The organism is Geobacter grbiciae (assembly GCF_018531165.1).
GTDB lineage: Bacteria > Desulfobacterota > Desulfuromonadia > Geobacterales > Geobacteraceae > Geobacter > Geobacter metallireducens.
Map to the genome: position 1 here is coordinate 53,160 of NZ_JAHDIW010000004.1, position 19,423 is coordinate 72,582.

Annotated in this window: 12 protein-coding genes; 7 read left to right on the plus strand and 5 right to left on the minus strand. The window is 60.8% G+C overall.

Going from position 1 to position 19,423, the window contains the following annotated elements; all coding sequences use genetic code 11:
• Window positions 1-86: 86 nt before the first annotated feature.
• Window positions 87-1,478 carry an AdeC/AdeK/OprM family multidrug efflux complex outer membrane factor gene (gene adeC, locus KJB29_RS07545; protein ID WP_215734072.1) on the plus strand — a complete coding sequence of 464 codons (1,392 nt, stop codon included), beginning with the start codon at window positions 87-89 and terminating at the stop codon, window positions 1,476-1,478.
• A 173-nt stretch (window positions 1,479-1,651) separates the two neighbouring features.
• Here adeC and KJB29_RS07550 read toward each other — a convergent pair whose 3' ends face one another.
• Window positions 1,652-3,013 (minus strand): sigma-54-dependent transcriptional regulator, encoded by a 1,362-nt coding sequence (locus KJB29_RS07550; protein ID WP_215734073.1) that lies wholly within the window; start codon window positions 3,011-3,013, stop codon window positions 1,652-1,654.
• A gap of 104 nt (window positions 3,014-3,117) precedes the next feature.
• Between KJB29_RS07550 and KJB29_RS07555 the strand changes: the two genes are divergently transcribed.
• Both KJB29_RS07555 and KJB29_RS07560 read left to right on the plus strand, forming a co-directional pair.
• The gene (locus KJB29_RS07555; RefSeq protein ID WP_215734074.1) at window positions 3,118-4,404 is read left to right on the plus strand and encodes an NfeD family protein; all 1,287 of its coding nucleotides are present in this window, start codon (window positions 3,118-3,120) and stop codon (window positions 4,402-4,404) included.
• Between the two features lie 134 nt (window positions 4,405-4,538).
• The gene (locus KJB29_RS07560) at window positions 4,539-5,312 is read left to right on the plus strand and encodes a slipin family protein (protein WP_215734075.1); all 774 of its coding nucleotides are present in this window, start codon (window positions 4,539-4,541) and stop codon (window positions 5,310-5,312) included.
• A gap of 78 nt (window positions 5,313-5,390) precedes the next feature.
• On the opposite strand, the gene KJB29_RS07565 is transcribed toward KJB29_RS07560, so the two are convergent.
• On the minus strand, window positions 5,391-6,410 hold the full coding sequence (locus tag KJB29_RS07565) for a peptidylprolyl isomerase (RefSeq protein ID WP_215734076.1): 1,020 nt from the start codon (window positions 6,408-6,410) through the stop codon (window positions 5,391-5,393).
• 270 nt (window positions 6,411-6,680) lie between these two features.
• Between KJB29_RS07565 and KJB29_RS07570 the strand changes: the two genes are divergently transcribed.
• Window positions 6,681-10,127 (plus strand): pyruvate carboxylase, encoded by a 3,447-nt coding sequence (locus tag KJB29_RS07570; RefSeq protein ID WP_215734077.1) that lies wholly within the window; start codon window positions 6,681-6,683, stop codon window positions 10,125-10,127.
• 113 nt (window positions 10,128-10,240) lie between these two features.
• Here the strand turns inward: KJB29_RS07570 and KJB29_RS07575 are convergent, their stop codons facing one another.
• The gene (locus tag KJB29_RS07575; RefSeq protein ID WP_215734078.1) at window positions 10,241-11,248 is read right to left on the minus strand and encodes a helix-turn-helix transcriptional regulator; all 1,008 of its coding nucleotides are present in this window, start codon (window positions 11,246-11,248) and stop codon (window positions 10,241-10,243) included.
• Between the two features lie 165 nt (window positions 11,249-11,413).
• On the opposite strand from KJB29_RS07575, the gene KJB29_RS07580 reads away from it, so the two are divergent.
• Together KJB29_RS07580 and KJB29_RS07585 are read left to right on the plus strand one after the other, a co-directional pair.
• Window positions 11,414-12,910, plus strand: a complete 1,497-nt coding sequence (locus KJB29_RS07580) for a DUF2779 domain-containing protein (RefSeq protein ID WP_215734079.1) — start codon at window positions 11,414-11,416, stop codon at window positions 12,908-12,910.
• A gap of 64 nt (window positions 12,911-12,974) precedes the next feature.
• Complete coding sequence (locus KJB29_RS07585; RefSeq protein WP_215734080.1) at window positions 12,975-13,706, plus strand: HNH endonuclease; 732 nt, start codon at window positions 12,975-12,977, stop codon at window positions 13,704-13,706.
• A gap of 1 nt (window position 13,707) precedes the next feature.
• Here KJB29_RS07585 and KJB29_RS07590 read toward each other — a convergent pair whose 3' ends face one another.
• Both KJB29_RS07590 and KJB29_RS07595 read right to left on the minus strand, forming a co-directional pair.
• Window positions 13,708-14,544, minus strand: coding sequence for a hypothetical protein (locus KJB29_RS07590; protein ID WP_215734081.1), 837 nt, complete (start codon window positions 14,542-14,544; stop codon window positions 13,708-13,710).
• Window positions 14,545-14,618: 74 nt separating this feature from the next.
• Window positions 14,619-14,978 carry a hypothetical protein gene (locus tag KJB29_RS07595; protein ID WP_215734082.1) on the minus strand — a complete coding sequence of 120 codons (360 nt, stop codon included), beginning with the start codon at window positions 14,976-14,978 and terminating at the stop codon, window positions 14,619-14,621.
• A gap of 176 nt (window positions 14,979-15,154) precedes the next feature.
• On the opposite strand from KJB29_RS07595, the gene KJB29_RS19530 reads away from it, so the two are divergent.
• Entirely contained in the window at window positions 15,155-19,408 is a 4,254-nt protein-coding gene (locus KJB29_RS19530; protein WP_215734083.1) for an SNF2-related protein, read from the plus strand.
• The last annotated feature ends 15 nt before the right edge of the window (window positions 19,409-19,423 follow it).

Consider the following 19,423-nt stretch of genomic DNA (forward strand, 5'->3'; position numbering starts at 1 on the left):
ACCTCCATACCCAACAGCGGTCGCCGAGTTCGAGCGGTTCCACGTCGAAGCCTTTCTCTGTTGCTCAGTTGCTCTGTGTTTCAATTATGACTTTGACCCTGGCCGGCTGCACCACCATGGCCCCCAAATATGAGCGTCCCGCCGCACCCGTTTCGGCCGCATGGCCGGAAGGCCCGGCGTACAAGGAGACTGGTGCCAGGTCCGGGAAGCCGGTGGCCGACATCCCCTGGCAGGAGTTCTTCGTGGACGAAAAGCTGCGGAAGCTGATTGCCCTGGCCCTGGAGAACAACCGGGACCTGCGGGTTGCCGCTCTCAATATCGAGCGCTCCCGGGCGCAGTACCAGATTCAACGCTCTGATCTCTTTCCGAAGGTGGACGCCACCGCCGATGGCAGCGTCCAGAGAATCCCACAGGATCTCTCTGCTACCGGCCAGGCCCGCACCGTCGACCAGTACAGCGTCGGTCTTGGGGTCAGTTCCTATGAGCTGGATCTCTTCGGTCGGGTGCGGAGCCTCAAGGACCAGGCGCTGGAGCAGTACCTGGCCACGGAACAGGCCCGCCGCAGTGTGCAGATCAGCCTGGTGGCCGAGGTGGCCTCCAACTACCTGACCCTGGCCGCCGACCGGGAACGGCTGAAGCTGGCTCAGGATACGCTGGCGAGCCAGCAGTCCTCCTACAACCTCACCAAGAGTCGCTTCGAGGCCGGTGTCTCCTCGTCCCTCGATCTCAACCAGGCGCGGACCAGCGTGGAGTCGGCCCGAGTGGACATAGCCCGCTACACGACGCTGATAGCCCAAGACGTAAATGCCCTCAATCTCGTGGTGGGATCGCCGGTGTCGACGGCGCTCCTCCCCGCGGCCCTCACCGAGAACCTTTCCGCCATGAAGGATGTGGCGCCGGGGCTGCCATCCGACGTGCTGCTGCGCCGTCCTGACATCCTCCAGGCCGAGAACCTCCTAAAGGGGGCCAACGCCAACATCGGCGCGGCCCGGGCCAACTTCTTCCCCCGCATTACCCTGCTTTCAAGCGTCGGTTTCGGGAGCGACGAGTTGACGGGGCTCTTCTCCGGGAATTCCTTCACCTGGAACTTTGCGCCGCGGATAACGCTGCCGATCTTCACCGCCGGAGCGAACCAGGCCACCCTCAAAGTGGCGAAGGTTGACCGCGACATCGCCGTGGCCCAGTACGAGAAGGCGATCCAGACTGCCTTCCGGGAAGTGGCCGACGCCCTGGCCCAGCGGGGAACCATCGACGATCAGCTCTCGGCCCAGCAGTCCCTCACCGACGCCACCTCCGAGAGCTACCGCCTCTCCCAGGCACGGTACGAAAAAGGAGTCGACAGCTACCTCCAAGTGCTCGATTCCCAGCGGGCCCTCTACGGAGCCCAGCAGAACCTGATCGGCGTCCGCCTGGTCCGCCTCCTTAACGTGGCGACCCTCTACAAAGTGTTGGGGGGCGGCGCTCTCGGGCAAGAGTAAGTTTCCGCTTCAAAAGTATGGTTATCCAGGGCCGTGCTGTCGCTTCCGAATCTTCGGGGGCGGCAGCACGGCTTTTCGGTTTCGGACGGTTTCCAGCGGAGCAGGAATGCGGAAAGAGATTAATGGAAAACTGTGTGAATTTTTTCTGACGGGAAAGGAGAGGTCCGTAAACGTTACAGCGGCATGCCGAGCCGGCGCATCTTCTCCACCAGGGTGGTCCGGTTCAGGTTCAGAAGCGCCGCGGCCCGGGCCTTGACACCGTCGGTGAGGGCCAGGGCGTCGGTGATCATGCTCCGCTCGATTTCGGCGATCACTTTCACGAGGTCGACACCCCGTTCGGTGACCCGGGTGAGGGATTCCTCGCGGATGTTGGGGGGGAGGTCGTGGAGGGTGATGGTGTCTGCCTCGGTGAGGGCCACGACCCGCTCCATGACGTTCTCCAGTTCCCGCACGTTCCCTCCCCATCGATACCCTTCAAGGGCCTCCACCGCTTCCGTGGCGAGGGTCATCCGGCGGCGCTGCATCTCTTTGCAGTACTTGGCGAGAAAGTGCTTCGCCAGGGGGAGGATGTCCTCGACCCGGTCCCGGAGTGGCGGCAGGCCAAGGGGGATGACGTTGAGCCGGTAGTAGAGGTCTTCGCGGAAGGTCCCCTTCTTCACTTCCTCGGCCAGGTCCAGGTTGGTGGCCGAGATGATCCGCACATCGATCTTTATGGGACGGGTGGAGCCGACCCGCTCCACCTCCTGTTCCTGCAGGACCCGCAGGAGTTTTGTCTGGAGCTGCAGCGGCATGGTCCCGATCTCGTCCAGGAAGATGGTGCCGCCGTTGGCCGCCTCAAACTTGCCGATCTTGTCCCTCACCGCGCCGGTGAAAGCCCCCTTCACGTAGCCGAACAGTTCCGACTCCAGGAGATTCTCCGGTATGGCGCCGCAGTGGACGGCGATGAAGGGGCGGTCGCGCCGGGAGCCGTTGAAGTGGATCGCCTTGGCCACGATCTCCTTGCCGGTCCCCGACTCGCCGGCGATGAGGACCGTGGAGTCGGTCTTGACGATCCGCTTCATGAGGGCGAAGACCTGCTGCATGGACGGCGAGGCGCCGATGATGTTGGCGAACTCGAATTTGTCCCGGAGTTGTTTCCTGAGGTAGACGTTTTCGGAGAGGAGCTGGTGCTTCTCAACGGCCTTGGCGATGATGATCCTGAGTTCGTCGACGTTGAGGGGCTTGGTGATGTAGTCGTAGGCCCCCTCCTTCATGGCCCGCACGGCGGTTTCGGCGGAGGCGTGGCCGGTGATGAGGATCACCTCGGTGAGGGGGGAATCGTTCTTGACGTCTTTGAGGATGTCGATGCCGTTGGTGTCGGGAAGGAAGAGGTCGGTAATGATGATGTCGAACTTGTCCCGAGCAAGGTGCTGGGCCGCTTCCCGCCCCGATGCCGCCCCAGTGACGTGGTGGCCGGCATTCCTGAGGATGAGGGTGAGAGCTTCGCGCCCCGATTCTTCGTCATCGATGAGGAGGATGCGGGTCCGTTCTTTCATTGGTGCCTCCCGTGAGCAGGTTTGATACATAGCACCAATGGGTCGCCCTTGGCAAGCCTCCCGTCACGTTGACTGCCGCGCCACTCCGGGTATACTGTGAGCGTATGCATCGGATAATTGTGCTCTGTATCCTCTTGTGCTGTCTGCTGCCAGCCGTCGCCCTCCCTGCCGATTCGGCAACGGTGCGGGTGCTGGGCGTCCGCTCGGCCATTAATCCCGTTACCGCTTCGTTTCTCAAGCGGAACCTCGCCGACGCCGCCCGCAGGGGAGACCGCCTCGTCATCATCGAAATGGACACCCCCGGCGGCCTCGATACTGCCATGCGGGAGATCGTGAAGGATATCCTCGCGAGCCCGGTGCCGGTGGCGGTCCACGTGGCCCCGTCGGGGGCGCGGGCCGCATCGGCCGGCGCCATCATTTGCCTGGCGGCCGACATCTGCGCCATGGCGCCCGGAACCACTATCGGCGCGGCCCATCCCGTTTCCATCGGCGAGAAGCAGGACAAGGTCATGGAAGAGAAGGTGGTGAACGATGCCGAGGCCTACGCCGAGGGGCTCGCGAACCGGCGGGGGAGAAACGCCGCCGTGGCGCGGCAGATGGTGCGGGAGAGCCTGTCGCTCTCCGCTGAGAAGGCCCTTGAACAGAAAGTGGTAGATCTGATCGCCGCCGACCGGGCCTCGCTCCTGGCCCAACTGGAGGGGCGCCGGGTGGCCCGCCCCGGCGGAGACGTGGTCCTCGGGCTTGCCGGCGCCGTTGTCCGGGAGGAGCCGATGACAGCGAGGGAGCAGATCCTCGATGTCATCGGCAATCCCAACGTCGCCTACATCCTGATGATGCTCGGGTTCCTCGGGATCTTTTTTGAGCTCTCCAATCCGGGGGTGATCCTTCCCGGGGTGATCGGCGGCATCTCCCTTATCCTCGCCTTCTTTGCCTTTCAGACTCTGCCGGTGAACTACGCCGGCGTGCTCCTCATCCTCCTCGCGCTCATCCTGTTCATCGCCGAGATCAAGATCGTTTCCCACGGAATGCTGACGGTCGGAGGGGTCATCGCCATGGTACTCGGGTCGCTGTTGCTGTTCGAATCGCCGGAGCCGTACCTACGGGTGTCGTGGCAGGTTATCGCCATCACGGTGATCGCCGTCTCCGCCTTTTCCGTCTTTGCCGTCACCATGGCGGTCAGGGTCCACCGCCGCAAGCCCACTACCGGCGGCGAGGGGCTCCTGGGGGAGAGCGGCAAGGCCCTTTCCGCCATCTCTCCCGAGGGGAGGGTCTTCATCCACGGCGAGTACTGGGACGCCTGGAGCGACGAGCCCCTTGCCGAGGGGGACAGGGTGACGGTAGTGGCGGTTGAGGGGATGCGGGTTAAGGTCAGAAAGACCGGGGACCGGTGATCGGGGACCGGGAAAGGCCTTTAGGCAAGGACTGCCATGTGATGCTGTCATTATTGCGTAATTCCGTCCCTTGATCTTGATTTCGATTTTTGCCGGTCCCCGGTCCCGGGTCCCGGCCTCAACAGGAGGCTTCCATGTTCGACATCTTCAACTACGTGCCGGTGGTATTCATCCTCATCCTGCTGATCATGTTCGCAGCCAGTGCCATCCGGGTCCTTCCCGAGTACGAGCGGGGGGTTCTCTTCCGGCTCGGGCGCCTTGCGGGCGTTCGGGGTCCGGGGCTCTTCTTCATCATTCCGGGGATTGACAAGCTGGTGAGGGTGTCGCTGCGGATCGTGGCCCTGGATGTCCCCCCCCAGGATGTCATCACCCACGACAACGTGACGGTGAAGGTGTCGGCGGTCATCTATTTTCGGGTCATGGAGCCCCAGAAGGCCATCGTGGAGGTGGAGAACTACCTCTACGCCACGAGCCAGCTGGCCCAGACCACCCTGCGGAGCGTTCTGGGGCAGGTGGAGCTGGATGAGCTTCTGGCAAACCGGGAGAAAATCAACAAGGAGCTCCAGGAGATCCTCGACCGGCACACGGGGCCATGGGGGGTGAAGGTGACCGCCGTGGAGGTGAAGAACATCGACCTCCCGCAGGAGATGCTCCGGGCCATTGCCAAGCAGGCCGAGGCGGAGCGGGAGCGGCGCGCCAAGGTCATCCATGCCGACGGCGAATTCCAGGCGTCGGAGAAACTGGCCCAGGCGGCGAAGGTTCTGGCCGCCGAACCCACGTCGCTGCAGCTGCGCTACCTCCAGACCCTGACCGAGATCGCGGCGGAAAAGAATTCCACCACCATCTTCCCGATACCGATCGACCTCATCAAGATGTTCCTGGAAAAGATGGGAGACAGGAACGGGTAAGCTGTCGAGGGCGGAAAGGAAAAGGCCGCGTCCGGATCGTCCGGCGCGGCCTTTTCTGTTTTCTGGGAAGAGTTGCGGTTACTTGGAGAGGATCTCGACCTTCCCCTTCTTCCTCAGCTCATCCACGTACTCGCCAATCCCGGCCTGCACCTTCTGCTGGGTGAGGAACTGGACGATCCGCTCCTTGGCCTCCTCGAAGGGGACGGTTTCAGCATCCTTCTTCTCGGCCAGCTTGATGATGTGGTAGCCGAACTGGGTCTCCACCACGTCGCTCACCTCGCCCGGCTTGAGGTTGAAGGCGGTCTTCTCGAACTCGGGAACCATCTGCCCCTTGCCGAAGAAGCCCAGATCACCACCCTGGGCGGAACTGGGGCAGGAGGATTCCTTCTTGGCCAGTTCGGCAAAATCGGCGCCACCCTTCAGTTGCTTGAGCAGGGCCTCTGCCTTCTCCTTGGCCTTTTTCTTCTCTTCCGGAGATGCCTTCTGATCCGCACTCACGAGGATGTGGCTGGCGCGGACCGCTTCCTCCCGGCGGAACTTGTCCTTGTTGTCGTTGTAGAATTTCTTCGCCTCGTCGTCCGTGATCTTGGTGTTGGCGACGATCTTCGTCTCAATCAGGTTGCCGATGACAATGTCTTCCCTGGTGAAGGTCTCGACCTCCTTCTCGGTCATGTTCATCTCCTTCAGGGCCTTCTCGTAGTCGGCCTGGGACTTGAAGCGGGCCTTGTGCTCGGCCACCTTTTCCTGGATCTTCTTGTCCAGATCCTTGATCTCCTGCTTCTTGCCGGCCTGGAAGAGGAGTTCCTTGGCGATGAGCTGGTTGAGGGCCGCTTCCTCAACCTTCTTCGACATCTCGTCGTTCATGGCGGCACTCGCCATCTGGTTCCGGGAGAGGATGATCTTCTTCGCCCGCTCCAGTTCGGCTCTGGTGATGTCGACGCCGTTCACCCGGGCAACCGCTGTCGTGGCAGACGGGGCCTCACCCGCCTTCGCGTCCGCCTTGGCTGCGGGGGCAGCGTTCGCCCCGGCAGTGCCGGCAAGAAGGGCGATCGCCGAGAGGGCGATGATCTGTCTGCGGGCTGTTTTGAATACGTTCATGCGGTGTTATCTCCTTGGCTGAAATGAAAGCACGATAGATCGTACCACCCCTTGACGGGGTTGTTAAGGGTAAATTTTACTGTCTTCAGGCGGTTTTGCAACCAGGTAAAACAAAAGTTTATTCTTGACAACAATTGTTCGATTTGTTTTTATGCAGGAACTATAAATGTGCGCATAACTATTCAAAATAACGAAATAATTTTAGTTTGAATAAAGTTTTACCTTGCTTGTAGATGTTTTATTTTACGTAAAAACACTGGGGAGGACCGGATGGAGAGGAGAAAGTTCAGGAAGGTAATGGCCGCCAACCGCGGCGAGATTGCGATTCGTATTTTCCGGGCCTGTACGGAACTCGGGATCAGCACCGTTGCCATATACTCGGAGGAGGATAAGCTGTCGCTCCACCGTTACAAGGCCGACGAGGCATATCTGGTGGGGAAGGGGAAGAATCCCATCGACGCCTATCTTGGTATCGATGAGATCATCGCCATCGCCAAGAAGTATGACGTGGACGCCATCCATCCCGGCTACGGCTTCCTCTCGGAGAACGCCGAGTTCGCCGAGAAGTGCGAAGCGTCGGGGATCGCCTTCATCGGCCCCACGGCCGAGATGCAGCGGGCCCTGGGGGACAAGGTGTCGGCCCGCAAGGTGGCCATGGCCGCCGGCGTCACCACCGTCCCCGGCACCGAGGACCCCATCGAGCACGAGGAAGAGGCCCTCATCTTCGCCAAGAACTACGGCTACCCCATCATCATCAAGGCGGCGGCCGGTGGCGGCGGGCGCGGCATGCGGGTGGCCCGGACCAAGAAGGAGCTTCTCGAAGGGCTCGTGGCGGCCCGCAGCGAGGCCAAGGCAGCCTTCGGCAACCCGGCGGTCTTCCTGGAGCGCTACATTGAGAATCCGAAGCATATCGAGGTGCAGGTCCTGGGCGACATGCACGGCAACCTGGTCCACTTCTTCGAGCGGGACTGCTCCATCCAGCGCCGCCACCAGAAGGTGGTGGAATTCGCCCCGGCCCTCTGCCTGAGCCAGGAGACCCGCGAGGCGATCTGCGCCGCGGCCCTCAAGATCGCCGGCCAGGTGGGATACCGCAACGCCGGTACTGTCGAGTTCCTCCTGGACCGGGAGGGGAACTTCTTCTTCATCGAGATGAACCCCCGTATCCAGGTGGAGCACACGGTGACCGAAATGATCACCGGCCGCAACCTGGTCCAGGCCCAGATCCTCGTGGCCGAGGGGAAAAAACTCTCCGATGCCCCCATCAACATCCCCAATCAGGAAGCCATCGCCATGCGGGGGTACGCCATCCAGTGCCGGATCACCACCGAGGACCCGAACAACAACTTCGCCCCGGACTTCGGCACCATCGCCACCTATCGCTCCTCGGCGGGTTTTGGGGTGCGGCTCGACGCCGGCAACGCCTTTACCGGTTCGGTGATCACTCCCCACTATGACTCGCTCCTCGTGAAGGTCACCTCCTGGGGGCTCACCTTCGACGAAGCAGCCCACATCATGAACCGCTCGCTCCAGGAATTCCGGGTCCGGGGGGTCAAGACCAACATCGGCTTCCTGGAGAACGTCATCACTCACCCGGTCTTCCTGGACGGCAAATGCGACACCTCCTTCATCGAGAAACACCCGGAACTGCTGCAGATTATCGAGAAGAAGGACCGGGCAACCAAGGTTCTCAGCTTCCTCGGCGACGTCATCGTCAACGGTTCGCCGGGGATCGTGAAGCCCCTTAAATCGGCGGAGCTTTTAGAGGCCCATGTGCCCGAGGTGGATCTCACCCAACCCCGCCCCACCGGGAGCCGCGACCTCTTGATGACGCTCGGGGCCGAAGGGCTTTCCAAGAGGATTCTGGAGCAGAAGCAGCTCCTCCTCACCGATACCACCATGCGCGACGCCCACCAGTCCAACCTGGCCACCCGGGTCCGCACCTATGATCTTCTGAAGATCGCCGAGCCCACTTCCTATCTCGGTGCCGGGCTTTTCTCCATCGAGTGCTGGGGGGGCGCCACCTTCGACGTCTCCATGCGCTTCCTGAAGGAAGACCCGTGGCAGCGGCTCCACAAGCTCTCCGAGGCGATTCCCAACATCCTCTTCCAGATGCTCCTGCGCGGCTCCAACGCCGTGGGGTACACCAACTACCCGGACAACGTGGTGCAGCGCTTCGTGGAGGAGGCGGCCTCTTCCGGCATCGACATCTTCCGGGTCTTCGACTCCCTCAACTGGACCAAGGGGATGGCCGTGGCCATGGAGGCGGTCCGCAAGAGCGGCAAGATCTGCGAGGCGGCCATCTGCTACACCGGCGACATCACCGACCCCACCAGGACCAAGTACCCGCTGGAATACTACGTGAACATGGCCAAGGAGCTGGAGCGGATGGGCGCCCACATCCTTGCCATCAAGGACATGGCCGGCCTCCTGAAGCCCTTCGCCGCCTATCAGCTGGTGAAGGCCCTCAAGGAGAACATCGGCATCCCGGTCCACCTCCATACCCACGACACCTCCTCCAACGGGAGCGCCACGCTGCTGATGGCCTGCCAGGCAGGGGTCGACATCGTCGACGCGGCCCTGTCGTCCCTGTCGGGGCTCACGGCCCAGCCAAACCTGAACGCCCTTGTGGCGGCCCTGAAGGGGACCGAATGGGACACCCAGTTGGATGAGGACGGGCTCCAGAAGCTGGCCAACTACTGGGAGACGGTGCGCGATTACTACGCCCCCTTCGAGTCGGGTCTCAAGAACGGCACCGCCGAGGTCTACCACCACGAGATCCCCGGTGGCCAGTACTCCAACTACAAGCCCCAGGTGGCCGGCCTCGGCCTCCTGGACCGCTGGGAGGAGTGCAAGGAGATGTACCACAAGGTGAACCTCCTCTTCGGCGACATCGTGAAGGTTACGCCGTCATCCAAAGTGGTGGGGGATATGGCCATGTTCCTCGTGAAGAACAACCTGGACGTGCAGGATGTCTTCACCCAGGGGAGCGAGCTTGCCTTCCCCGAGTCGGTTGTTGGCATGTTCAAGGGGATGCTCGGTCAGCCCTACCAGGGGTGGCCCCAGGAACTCCAGAAGATCGTTCTGAAGGGGGATGAACCCATTACCTGCCGCCCCGGCGAACTCCTGGAGCCGGCCAATTTCGACGAGGAGCGGGACAAGGTGGAGGAGAAGGTGGGGCACTCGGTGGACGACAAGGCGCTCATGAGCTACATCATGTATCCCCATGTCTACCCGGAGTTCCACAAGCACCGCCATGAGTTCTCCGATACCTCGGTCATCCCGACCCCCATCTTCTTCTACGGCCTGGAGCCGGGGCAGGAGACCTCCATCGAGATCGAGGCGGGCAAGACCCTCATCATCAAGCTGAACGCCATCGGCAAAGTGCATCCCGACGGCACCCGGCACATCTTCTTCGAGCTCAACGGCAACGCCCGGAGCGTGGTGGTCCGCGACTACTCAGTCCAGACCGACGAGTCGGTGCGCGAGAAGGCCGACAAGGGGAACGCCAAGCACGTGGGGGCGCCCATGCCGGGCAAGGTTCTGAAGCTCAACGTCAAAGCCGGCGACGAGGTCAAGGCTGGCGATGTCCTCATGGTCACCGAGGCCATGAAGATGGAGACCAACATCAAGGCCAAGGAAGACGGCACCGTCGCCGAGGTGAAGTTCAAGGAAGGGGACAAGGTGGAGAAGGAGGATCTTCTCATCGTCATGGGGTAACAAAGTCTGTGCTGATTCCCATATAAAAGAAAAGCGGGCACTCCGTAAGGGGTACCCGCTTTTCTTTATGTGAGTCGGAAGCATCATCTGCCCCTAACGAAGGGAACGTGCCTTTACCGCCGGTTGTAAATCCGGCGCAACTGTTTTGCCATCTCCCGGAAGTCATCCCGCAACACCTCCGGCTCCAGCACCTCAACGCCAGCCCCGAATCCCATCAGCCATCGCCGTAGGTGGTAGCTGTCCTCAACCTCCGCCTCCAGGAGAACCATTCCCTCCTCCGTTTCTTCCAGCTTCAGTTCGCCCGGAAACCGGGTCTCAAAGAGGTACGCCGCTTCCTCCTTGACGAACAGCGCCTTGAGCCGGATGATCCCCTCGCCGGTCGGGTAGCTGAACTCCCCTTTATCCAGATACCCCTTCAAGGTGAACCCTGCCGGGATGACCGCACCCTGGGGGAGGATCGTCGCCTCTTCCATCCGGTGCAGCAGGAACTGGAGCGGGGTGTCGTGGCTCCCCACGGTGCCGACCAGATAGATCAGGGTGTCGACAAAAACCAGTCCCAAGGGATTTATCTCCCCATATTCCCGGGCCATGGTTTCATTCCTTCGACGATAGCGCAGGGCCAGCTTTTGCTCCCTGAGTACCGCCTCAAAGACCGCCTCCAGCACTTCTGTCTTGAATTCCGGCGGCTGCAACGGGAAGTTCCGGGGGGCAACGCGCACCTTCTTCGGCCAGGTGCGCAGGTCGGTTCCGCTCAGTTTATCGAGCACCTTCCCGGCATTTTCAATATAGGGCTGCAACGATGCCCGGGTCGATGGCGGGAGCATACCGGCGAGATACCGGTCCGCCAGGAGCAAGGTGAGCGCCGTGTGGGGTCCCATGGAGGGGATGTTGAAAAGCGCCCCGTCCTTGGCCCACGACCAGCCGTAGGGGGTGGAACTGTCGTCATAGATCAGAGGGAAGACTTCCGACGCGGCAAGCTTCATCAGGTCCCGCTGGATGGTGCGCCGGCTTACTTGGTAGCCTGCTTCCCGCAGGATCTCTTCCATGGTGGCGCAGTCGATCTTGCGCGGCGCGGGTGGTATCTGGGTGAGCATGAGCCATTGTCGGTGCAACTTGTCCATGTGATGTCTCTACGTGGTCGGAAGATATCCCTCTGCTGCGACAAAACCTGTCGCGCTTGTAGTGTACATTTATCACAGGGGCCGCTTCAGGAAAACCCCATTAAAGAAAACCATCCCCATGCCGATGAGGAACGTATGTTGACAGCGGCAGGAAGGAAGCATCCGATGCCCCCTCGCTCAATCCATTCCCTCAGCAAATCCCTCTACATCCGTGGCCTGCAATGCCACAAGGCCCTCTATCTTGAAAAGCACTGCCCCACATTGAAGGACGAGCTGACCGCTAATGCCGAGACGCGTTTCGCCGCCGGCAATCAGGTCGGCGACCTGGCCCGTGACCTTTTCCCCGGCGGCGTGCTGATCCCCTATGTGAAAGGCGACTTCGCGACCCAGCTCAAGCAGACCTCCGATGCCATGGCGTTCGGCAAGAAGGTCATCTGTGAGGCGTCATTCGAGCACGACGGCATCATCGTCAAGGTGGACATCCTCCGCAAGGTTGCCAAGGGGTGGCAGATCTACGAAGTGAAGTCGGGCACCGCGCTGAAGGAGGTCTATGAGCACGATGCCGCCCTCCAGTATTTTGTCCTGAGCGGCGCCGGCATACCGGTCACCAAGGTCTTCGTTGCGCACCTCAACAGTGACTATCAGCGCAGAGGAGAGCTGGATCTTGCCCAGCTCTTCACCGTTGTTGACGTAACGAAGGAAGCAAAGGCGCTGCAGGCGGGGATTGCCAGGGAGATTGCCGCCCAGCGGAAGATGCTTGGCGGGAAGAAGCCGCCGAAGATCGACATCGGCCCCCACTGCTCAACCCCCTACGACTGCGATTTCAGCGGGCACTGCTGGCAGCACGTCCCGGAGGAGTCGGTATTTGATCTGCGGGGCAAAGGAGTGGACAAGTTCAAACTCTACCGCAACGGCATGATCGCCTTGAAAGACGTTCCGCTGGACCTCCTGAATGGGAAGCAACGTCAGCAGGCCGAGACGGCCGCCAAGAAAAAAGTCATCGTAGACAGGGAGAGGCTGCAGGAGTTTCTGGACCAGCTCTGGTACCCCCTCTGCTTCCTCGACTTTGAAACCTTCCAATCCCCTATCCCTCCCTACGACGGGCTGCGGCCCTATCAGCAGGTGCCGTTCCAGTATTCGCTCCACTATCAGAAGAAGCGAAACGGCAAGCTGTATCATTGTGAGTTTCTGGCGGCGCCGGCCACCGACCCGCGGAAGGAATTCGTCGAAAGGCTCCTGGCCGACATCCCGGAGGGTGCCTGCATCCTCGCCTACAACAAGTCCTTCGAGATCGGCAGGCTCAAGGAACTTGCAGAGCATTTTCCCAAATACAGAAAGAAGATCCAGGCGATTATCGAGAATGTCGTCGATCTCATCGATCCCTTCCGGCAAAGGATGATCTATTCCTGGAAACAGCGGGGGTCCCATTCCATCAAGCAGGTATTGCCGGCCTTCGTCAAGGGGATGAGTTACGAGGGGATGGTAATCGCCGATGGCGGTGAGGCCATGGAGGCGTATCATGAAATGTGTGCGCTGGTTGATAGGCCGGAGGAATTAGCTGAATTGCGGACATCGCTGTTGGCGTATTGTCGGCAGGATACGTTGGCTATGGTGAGGTTGGTGGAGGTGCTTAGGCAATGCTTGAATAACACACAGACCTGAATCGTCCATATTTGCAAAATCATTAAAGCTGTACGAACTAAAATCCATTAAGGGGGTTATGTCTATGATTAAGAATGGAATCCAAATTTCGTGGGACTACGCAGATGAATACATCGAACTCGACCTGAATGAACTAAACCGCCTGCCTTCAATAGAATCAACTATTGAATGGTGGCCGAATCGTAAAAGGTGGGTAAGATACAAAACTTCATCCGAAATGAAATTAATAGGGAACGGAATATTTGAAATATGCATCGTATACAACAGTAAAATAAATAACCATATACCTACTGATGACGCCTGTTGGGGAAAGTCGATAATCAGAATCGATACAACAGCAAAGACTGGTACAGCAAACTGGTTTGATTCAAATGACGCTAGTCATAACGGACAAGTTGCGGTAACGCTAATTAATAACAACTTGACCGGTGACAAAAACAGGAGTTATGTCTCTAAAATTCAAAGGCAGCAAGAACAGTTCAGAAGCGCACTGTTACTTATTGACGAATGCTGCGTAATAACTGGTGAAAAAACTCAAGAAGCGCTAGAAGCTGCTCACATTATTCCAGCAAAGGAACGAGGTAAAGAAGTTCTAGGTAATGGCATATTGTTGAGAGCAGACTTGCATAGACTATTTGATGCAAATTTATTATTAATCAATGAGGATGGTACAATTTTAATTAGCGATAAAGTTGATGCCAATTACAAAAAACTACTTGTTAACGCAAGAATACCTTATGAAACGCTAAACAGAATCAAGGAGGCCCTCAACCTTTCAAAACGAAGATTAGAATAAATCAAACAACAAATAACGATGCTTTAACGGTCCGCCCCAAAGCGCCATTAGTCAGAATGCCTACGATAGGGGAAGCCTCGTCATCCAGGAATTCATGAGCCACCTTGCAGACTTCATCAAAATCATCCATTTTGAGATTCGTCGACCCAGCCAGACACCCAAGCCTGACGCGGCAGGGGGAGAAATCCACCCCCTGCCGCGCTAGGCTTCCCACTGCTTTTTGAACGGCGCCGCCGGCATCGCCGTTGGTGCTCATGCCGATTCCCAGCCGCATCATCCCGCCACCGCCCAGAACCGCCTTGATATCGGCAAAATCGATGCAGGGTATGCTGTGTTCGGTCGTCCATCGGACCAGAATCTCGATTACATGCCGAACGAGATATGCGGCCAGCATCTCCTCTCCAAACATCGACAGAACATCTTCGGAAAGCGGGTTGATGCTGAGGGGCGAGACCACGATGCACGAACAGGCAAGCTCCCCGGCGCGGGGGAAATCACCGGAGAGCATCCCGCCCTCTGCCGGTTCCGCCGGATCACGGGTAAGAATCACCACCAGCGCCCGCTCCACAATCATTTTCAGGGCAATCCAGTTGGCCGTATTCAGGGCCTCCCCATCCCGCGGATCCACGACGATAAGGACGCAGTCCGCCCCGCGAACCTTTTGCCCAAGGGTCGGGAAACCGTGGACAATCTCCTCCCGCCCTTCCAGAAGAATACACTCGGCATTGCGCAGGGTGCGCCGAACCTGCCTGACAACCATCCGTCCCAACGTCCCCATGCCCACGGTGACGATTCGGGGCCGCTCTTCTTCCGTCGGCTTTGCGGCGAAATGGCGCATCGTGGCGTTCCCTCCGAATCCTCGCATGTCCGCAGCCCGCTTTGACTTCCTGCCAGGCAAGAGTGGCCGGCAAATTACTCTTCTTCATCCTCAACCAACGGATCATCGTCATCATCATCGACTTCGATATCTTCCGGCTCTTCACGGGTAACGTAACGATACTGCTCCACAAGCCGCTGGGATATCATTCGATCGGCTAAACAATCTCTTTCGAGGGCGACAACAAGACTGCTGCTGCCGACGGCGAGCAGATACTCGTCCTCATGCAGGGTTTCGTTGATATCCTGGAGAAAGTCGCTGGTAAGACGCTTCACGCCGGCAATGTCGCGCAGTTCCGCCCAACTCATCCGGTACGGCATGCACTCCGCCCCGCCGAACCGCTCGTCATAAAGCTCCATGAGAATCCGTGCCGTTTCCGTTGCTGTTCGTGCCATGGTGATCCCTCCTGTGGTGGATTTAGGTAGATCATCGCATGGCGTAGCGACAGTTTTTGTCGCGTTGATTTCTCGGCCTGGAATTCGTCCTGATTCTGTACCTTCAACCTTCCCTTTTCCCTCTCAACCCGCTATGATTCCCGCGTTTTAAAGCCACAACCAGTGAGGATCAACCTATGTCCAAACGTGCCCGGGAAGACGCCGAGAACAAACGGAAGATTATCGAGCTTGCCGAAGCCCTGGCGAAGCGGAAGGCCGGCCAGGAGAAGAAGGAAAGGGAGAAGCCTGCCGCCAAGGGTGCCCCCCTGCCGGAGGCTCTGGAGCGGGAGGTGCTCCAGCTCCTCTCCGTCATTTTTGCCCCGGCTTCCCGGACCGCCATTTCATCATGCCTCAACCGGGCTGGGATCAGAAACACCGACGGGCGGCAGTTCGTTCCCGCCCATGTGGAACCACTCCTTCAACCCCTCGTGCAGAAGGGTTTTGTGATTCTCGATGCCCTGGGGTACCGGCTGCGGTTGGAACTCTGTCACCGGCACACGCGGGAGGCCGTTGCCGCCGGCCGCTTCGAGGCAATGGCCGCGGCGGTTCAGCAGGAGATAGCGCCCCAGAGTGCTTGGGGTGGGCAGGTGTACTACCGCTCCTACCTTCAGGCGGTGCGGGATGTGCGCATCAGTCTCCACCGGGGGCGGGCCGGTGATATCCAGAAGGCCCTCGACGCCTGCGCCGGCCAGTTCCCGGACGAGGTTGAACGGCAGCACCCCTACCGGATCATCTGTCAGCCTTTCGATGCCCAGTGGCTTGACGAGCTTCCCCTGAACCTCTACCTGGGTATCGTTGCGGAGCACTTCAATCTTTCCCAGTCCTACCTGATCCCGACGGGTGATTTTTTTGCCCACTTCGAGGCCCGCTACCGGCGGGAGAACGGAGCCGACATCCCCTTTCTCCGGCAGGTATACGCCACCGAGCTGATCCTGCGGGGTCGGGTGCGGGAGGGGCGGGAGGTGGTCGCGTCTCATGCAACTCCCACCGATCTTACCATCCTGGCCTGGGCCGACTTTCTGGCCGGCGACGACGAGGGGGCCATTGCCCGCTATGAACAGGCCCTCACCCTCATCAAGAAGGAGCTGAACAAGCGGAAGTATTTTTTCACGGATATCCCCGGCATGTTCTTCATCCCGTCCCTGATTCGTACAGGACAGCCGGACCGCCTGCGCCAGGCCGAGGAGTACGCTTCCTTTGTGGTTGGAAAGCGGAGCTGGAACTTCTGGTCCGTCTACTACCTCGTTTCCCAGGTGCTGGCGGCCCGGCGGGGGGTGAGCTCCGCAGCCACGACAATCGACGATTGGTCCTTCCATCTGGTGCAGCACGGCTCGGTATTTCAGACCCTGTTCGCTCTCCTCGCCCAGCTCTGGACCGGAGGCAAGAGAGGAAAGGAGCAGGCCCGGGAGGCCCTGCCCCTCATCGACAGGATGGACCGGGCGGGCTATCGCTGGCTGGCCCATGAGACGGCACTCGCCTGCCGCGCCCTGGGTGCGGGAAATGACGCGGCGCAAGCGGAGGAGAATCTTGGGAGTGAGGGGGTGGAGCCGCTCCATGCGCTCATCTCTCGCCGGGCTTCGTGGGAGTCGGCCCTGGCGGCCCTGGCGCGGCTGGGGAGTGCCGACGAGGCGCCGATTGCCAAGGGAATCTCGGGGGAGTCCCGTCTTGTCTGGGTACTCAGACGATTCGCCGATGAATTTGTCGAGATCCAGCCCAAGGAGCAGAAGCGGACCCCCTCGGGTGGCTGGACCGCCGGCCGGGCCGTGGCCCTGAAGCGCCTGAAGGAGGGGGCCGCGACGCTTTCCTTTCTGACCGAACAGGATCGCAAGGTATGCGCGGGGATTATCCGGGAGAAGTCCTACTACTATCGCGGCAGCCAGGACAGTTATTCCATCAACCCCACGGCGGCCCTGCCGCTTCTGGTGGGGCACCCCCTGGCCTTCGCGGATGACGGCGACCTGCTTCCCCTGGAGATCGTGACCGGTGAGCCGCAACTGCGGGTAAAGCGCCAGGGGGACAGGCTCCGCCTGACGATTGTACCCCTGCCGGGAGAGAAGGAACGGGCCTCTCTTGTCTGGGAGACCCGCACCCGGCTGAAGGTGATCGAAATCAACGACCGGTTCCGGAAGGTGGCCGAAATCGTGGGGGAGGGACTCACGGTGCCGGCGGCGGCCGAGGGGAAGGTGCTGGAGGCGGTGGGGGCGGTCTCCTCCCTGGTTACGGTCCATTCCGACATCGGTGGCGGGGACAATCTTGAGGAGCGGCCGGCTGATCCGACGCCGCTGCTCCTTCTGACACCCTACGGGGAAGGGCTTCGCCTGGAGCTGAGGGTTCGCCCCCTGGGGGAGGACGGCCCGCTCTTCGGGCCGGGCGCCGGGGCCGCCACCATCATGGCCGACTTGGGGGGGGCTCGGGTCCAGGCCCGGCGCGACCTGGCCGGGGAAGCGGCTGCGGCGGAGCGGGTCACGGCGTTGTTGCCGCTCCAGGGTGCGGAGGAGGAGGCGGACGGGGTCTGGCTCTTCCACGAGCCCGGACCCTGTCTGGAGCTCCTGCAGGCTCTGCACTCCCTGGAGGAAGTGGCGGCCCGGACGGTCTGGCCCGAAGGGGAAAAGCTGCGGGTATCACGGCCCCATGATGCGTCGAAACTCCGCCTCGGGGTCCGGGAGTCCGGCGAGTGGTTCCAGTTGGAGGGGAGTCTGGAGACCGATGACGGCGAGGTGCTGGAGTTGCGAAAACTCCTCGATCTCCTTGATAGCCGGGTCGGGCGGTTCATTATCTTGGGGGAGGGGCGGTTTCTGACCCTGACGGACCAGTTTCGCAGGCGCCTGGAGGAGTTGCGCAGTTTTACCGAGTTCCATGGCAAGGGGGTGCGCTGTGCCCTGCCGGCCCTGGCTTCCCTGGAGGAGTTGGCCACTGAAGCAGGGAGCTTCACCGCCGACAAAAAGTGGGAGGCCCGGCTGGAGCGGCTGCGGGAGGCGGAGAACCTCATGCCGGCGGTCCCATCGACCCTTCAGGCAGACCTCAGGGAGTACCAGCAGGAGGGGTTTCAGTGGCTTGCCCGTCTGGCCCACTGGGGAGCCGGGGCCTGTCTGGCCGATGACATGGGGCTCGGCAAGACTGTCCAGGCCCTGGCCCTCATCCTCTCCCGTGCCCCCGGCGGCCCCACCCTGGTGGCGGCCCCCACCTCGGTCTGCATGAACTGGGAGACAGAGGCGGCCCGCTTCGCTCCCACCCTCAATGTCATCGTCTTTGGCCCGGGAGACCGGCGGAAGGTCCTGGCGGAACTGCAACCCTTCGATCTGGTCATCTGTAGCTACGGCCTCCTCCAGCAGGAGGCGGAGCTCATGGGGGCGGTTTCCTGGCAGACCATCGTCCTGGACGAGGCCCAGGCCATCAAAAACATGGCCACCAAGCGCTCCCAGGCCGCCATGTCTCTCCAGGGGGGCTTCCGCCTCATAACCACCGGAACGCCGGTGGAGAACCATCTGGGAGAACTCTGGAACCTATTCCGCTTCATCAATCCCGGCCTCCTCGGTTCTCATCGCTCCTTTACCGAGCGGTTCGCGGCCCCCATCGAGAAAAACAACGACAAGGGTGCCCGGGAGCGGCTTAAAAAACTGGTCCGTCCCTTTATTCTCCGGCGGACAAAGGCCCAGGTTCTCACCGAGCTTCCCCTCAAGACCGAGATCGCCGTTTCCGTGGAGCCGGGTGCCGAGGAGCGGGCCTTTCAGGAGGCGGTCCGGCTCAACGCACTGGAGCGGATCGAGGGGAGCGCTGGCCCCGAGGGGGAGCGGCGGCTGCGGATCCTGGCGGAGATCATGCGCCTTCGTCGGGCCTGCTGCCACCCCCGGCTGGTGCTGCCGGAAAGTCCCCTTGCCGGCGCGAAGCTGGCCGCCTGCATGGAGCTGGTGGAGGAGCTGCGGGACAACAGTCACAAGGCCCTCGTATTCAGCCAGTTCGTAGACCATCTGGCCATTGTCCGCGAAGAGTTGGATCGCCGGGAGATCAGCTACCAGTACCTGGACGGCTCCACCACCCTCCAGGAGCGGAAGAAGCGGGTCGATGCCTTTCAGGGGGGCGAGGGGGAGCTCTTCCTCATAAGTCTCAAGGCTGGCGGCACCGGGCTGAATCTCACCGCCGCCGACTACGTCATCCACCTGGATCCCTGGTGGAACCCGGCGGTGGAGGACCAGGCCTCGGACCGGGCCCACCGCATCGGCCAGAACCGTCCCGTGACCGTCTATCGGCTGGTGACGAAGAACTCCATCGAGGAGAAGATTATCGCCCTCCACCAGACCAAGCGGGACCTGGCCGACAGCCTCCTGGAGGGGACGGAAACCGGCGCCAGGATCTCCGCCGACGAACTGCTGGCCCTGTTGCGGGAGGTGTAGGGGGCATTGGGGTGT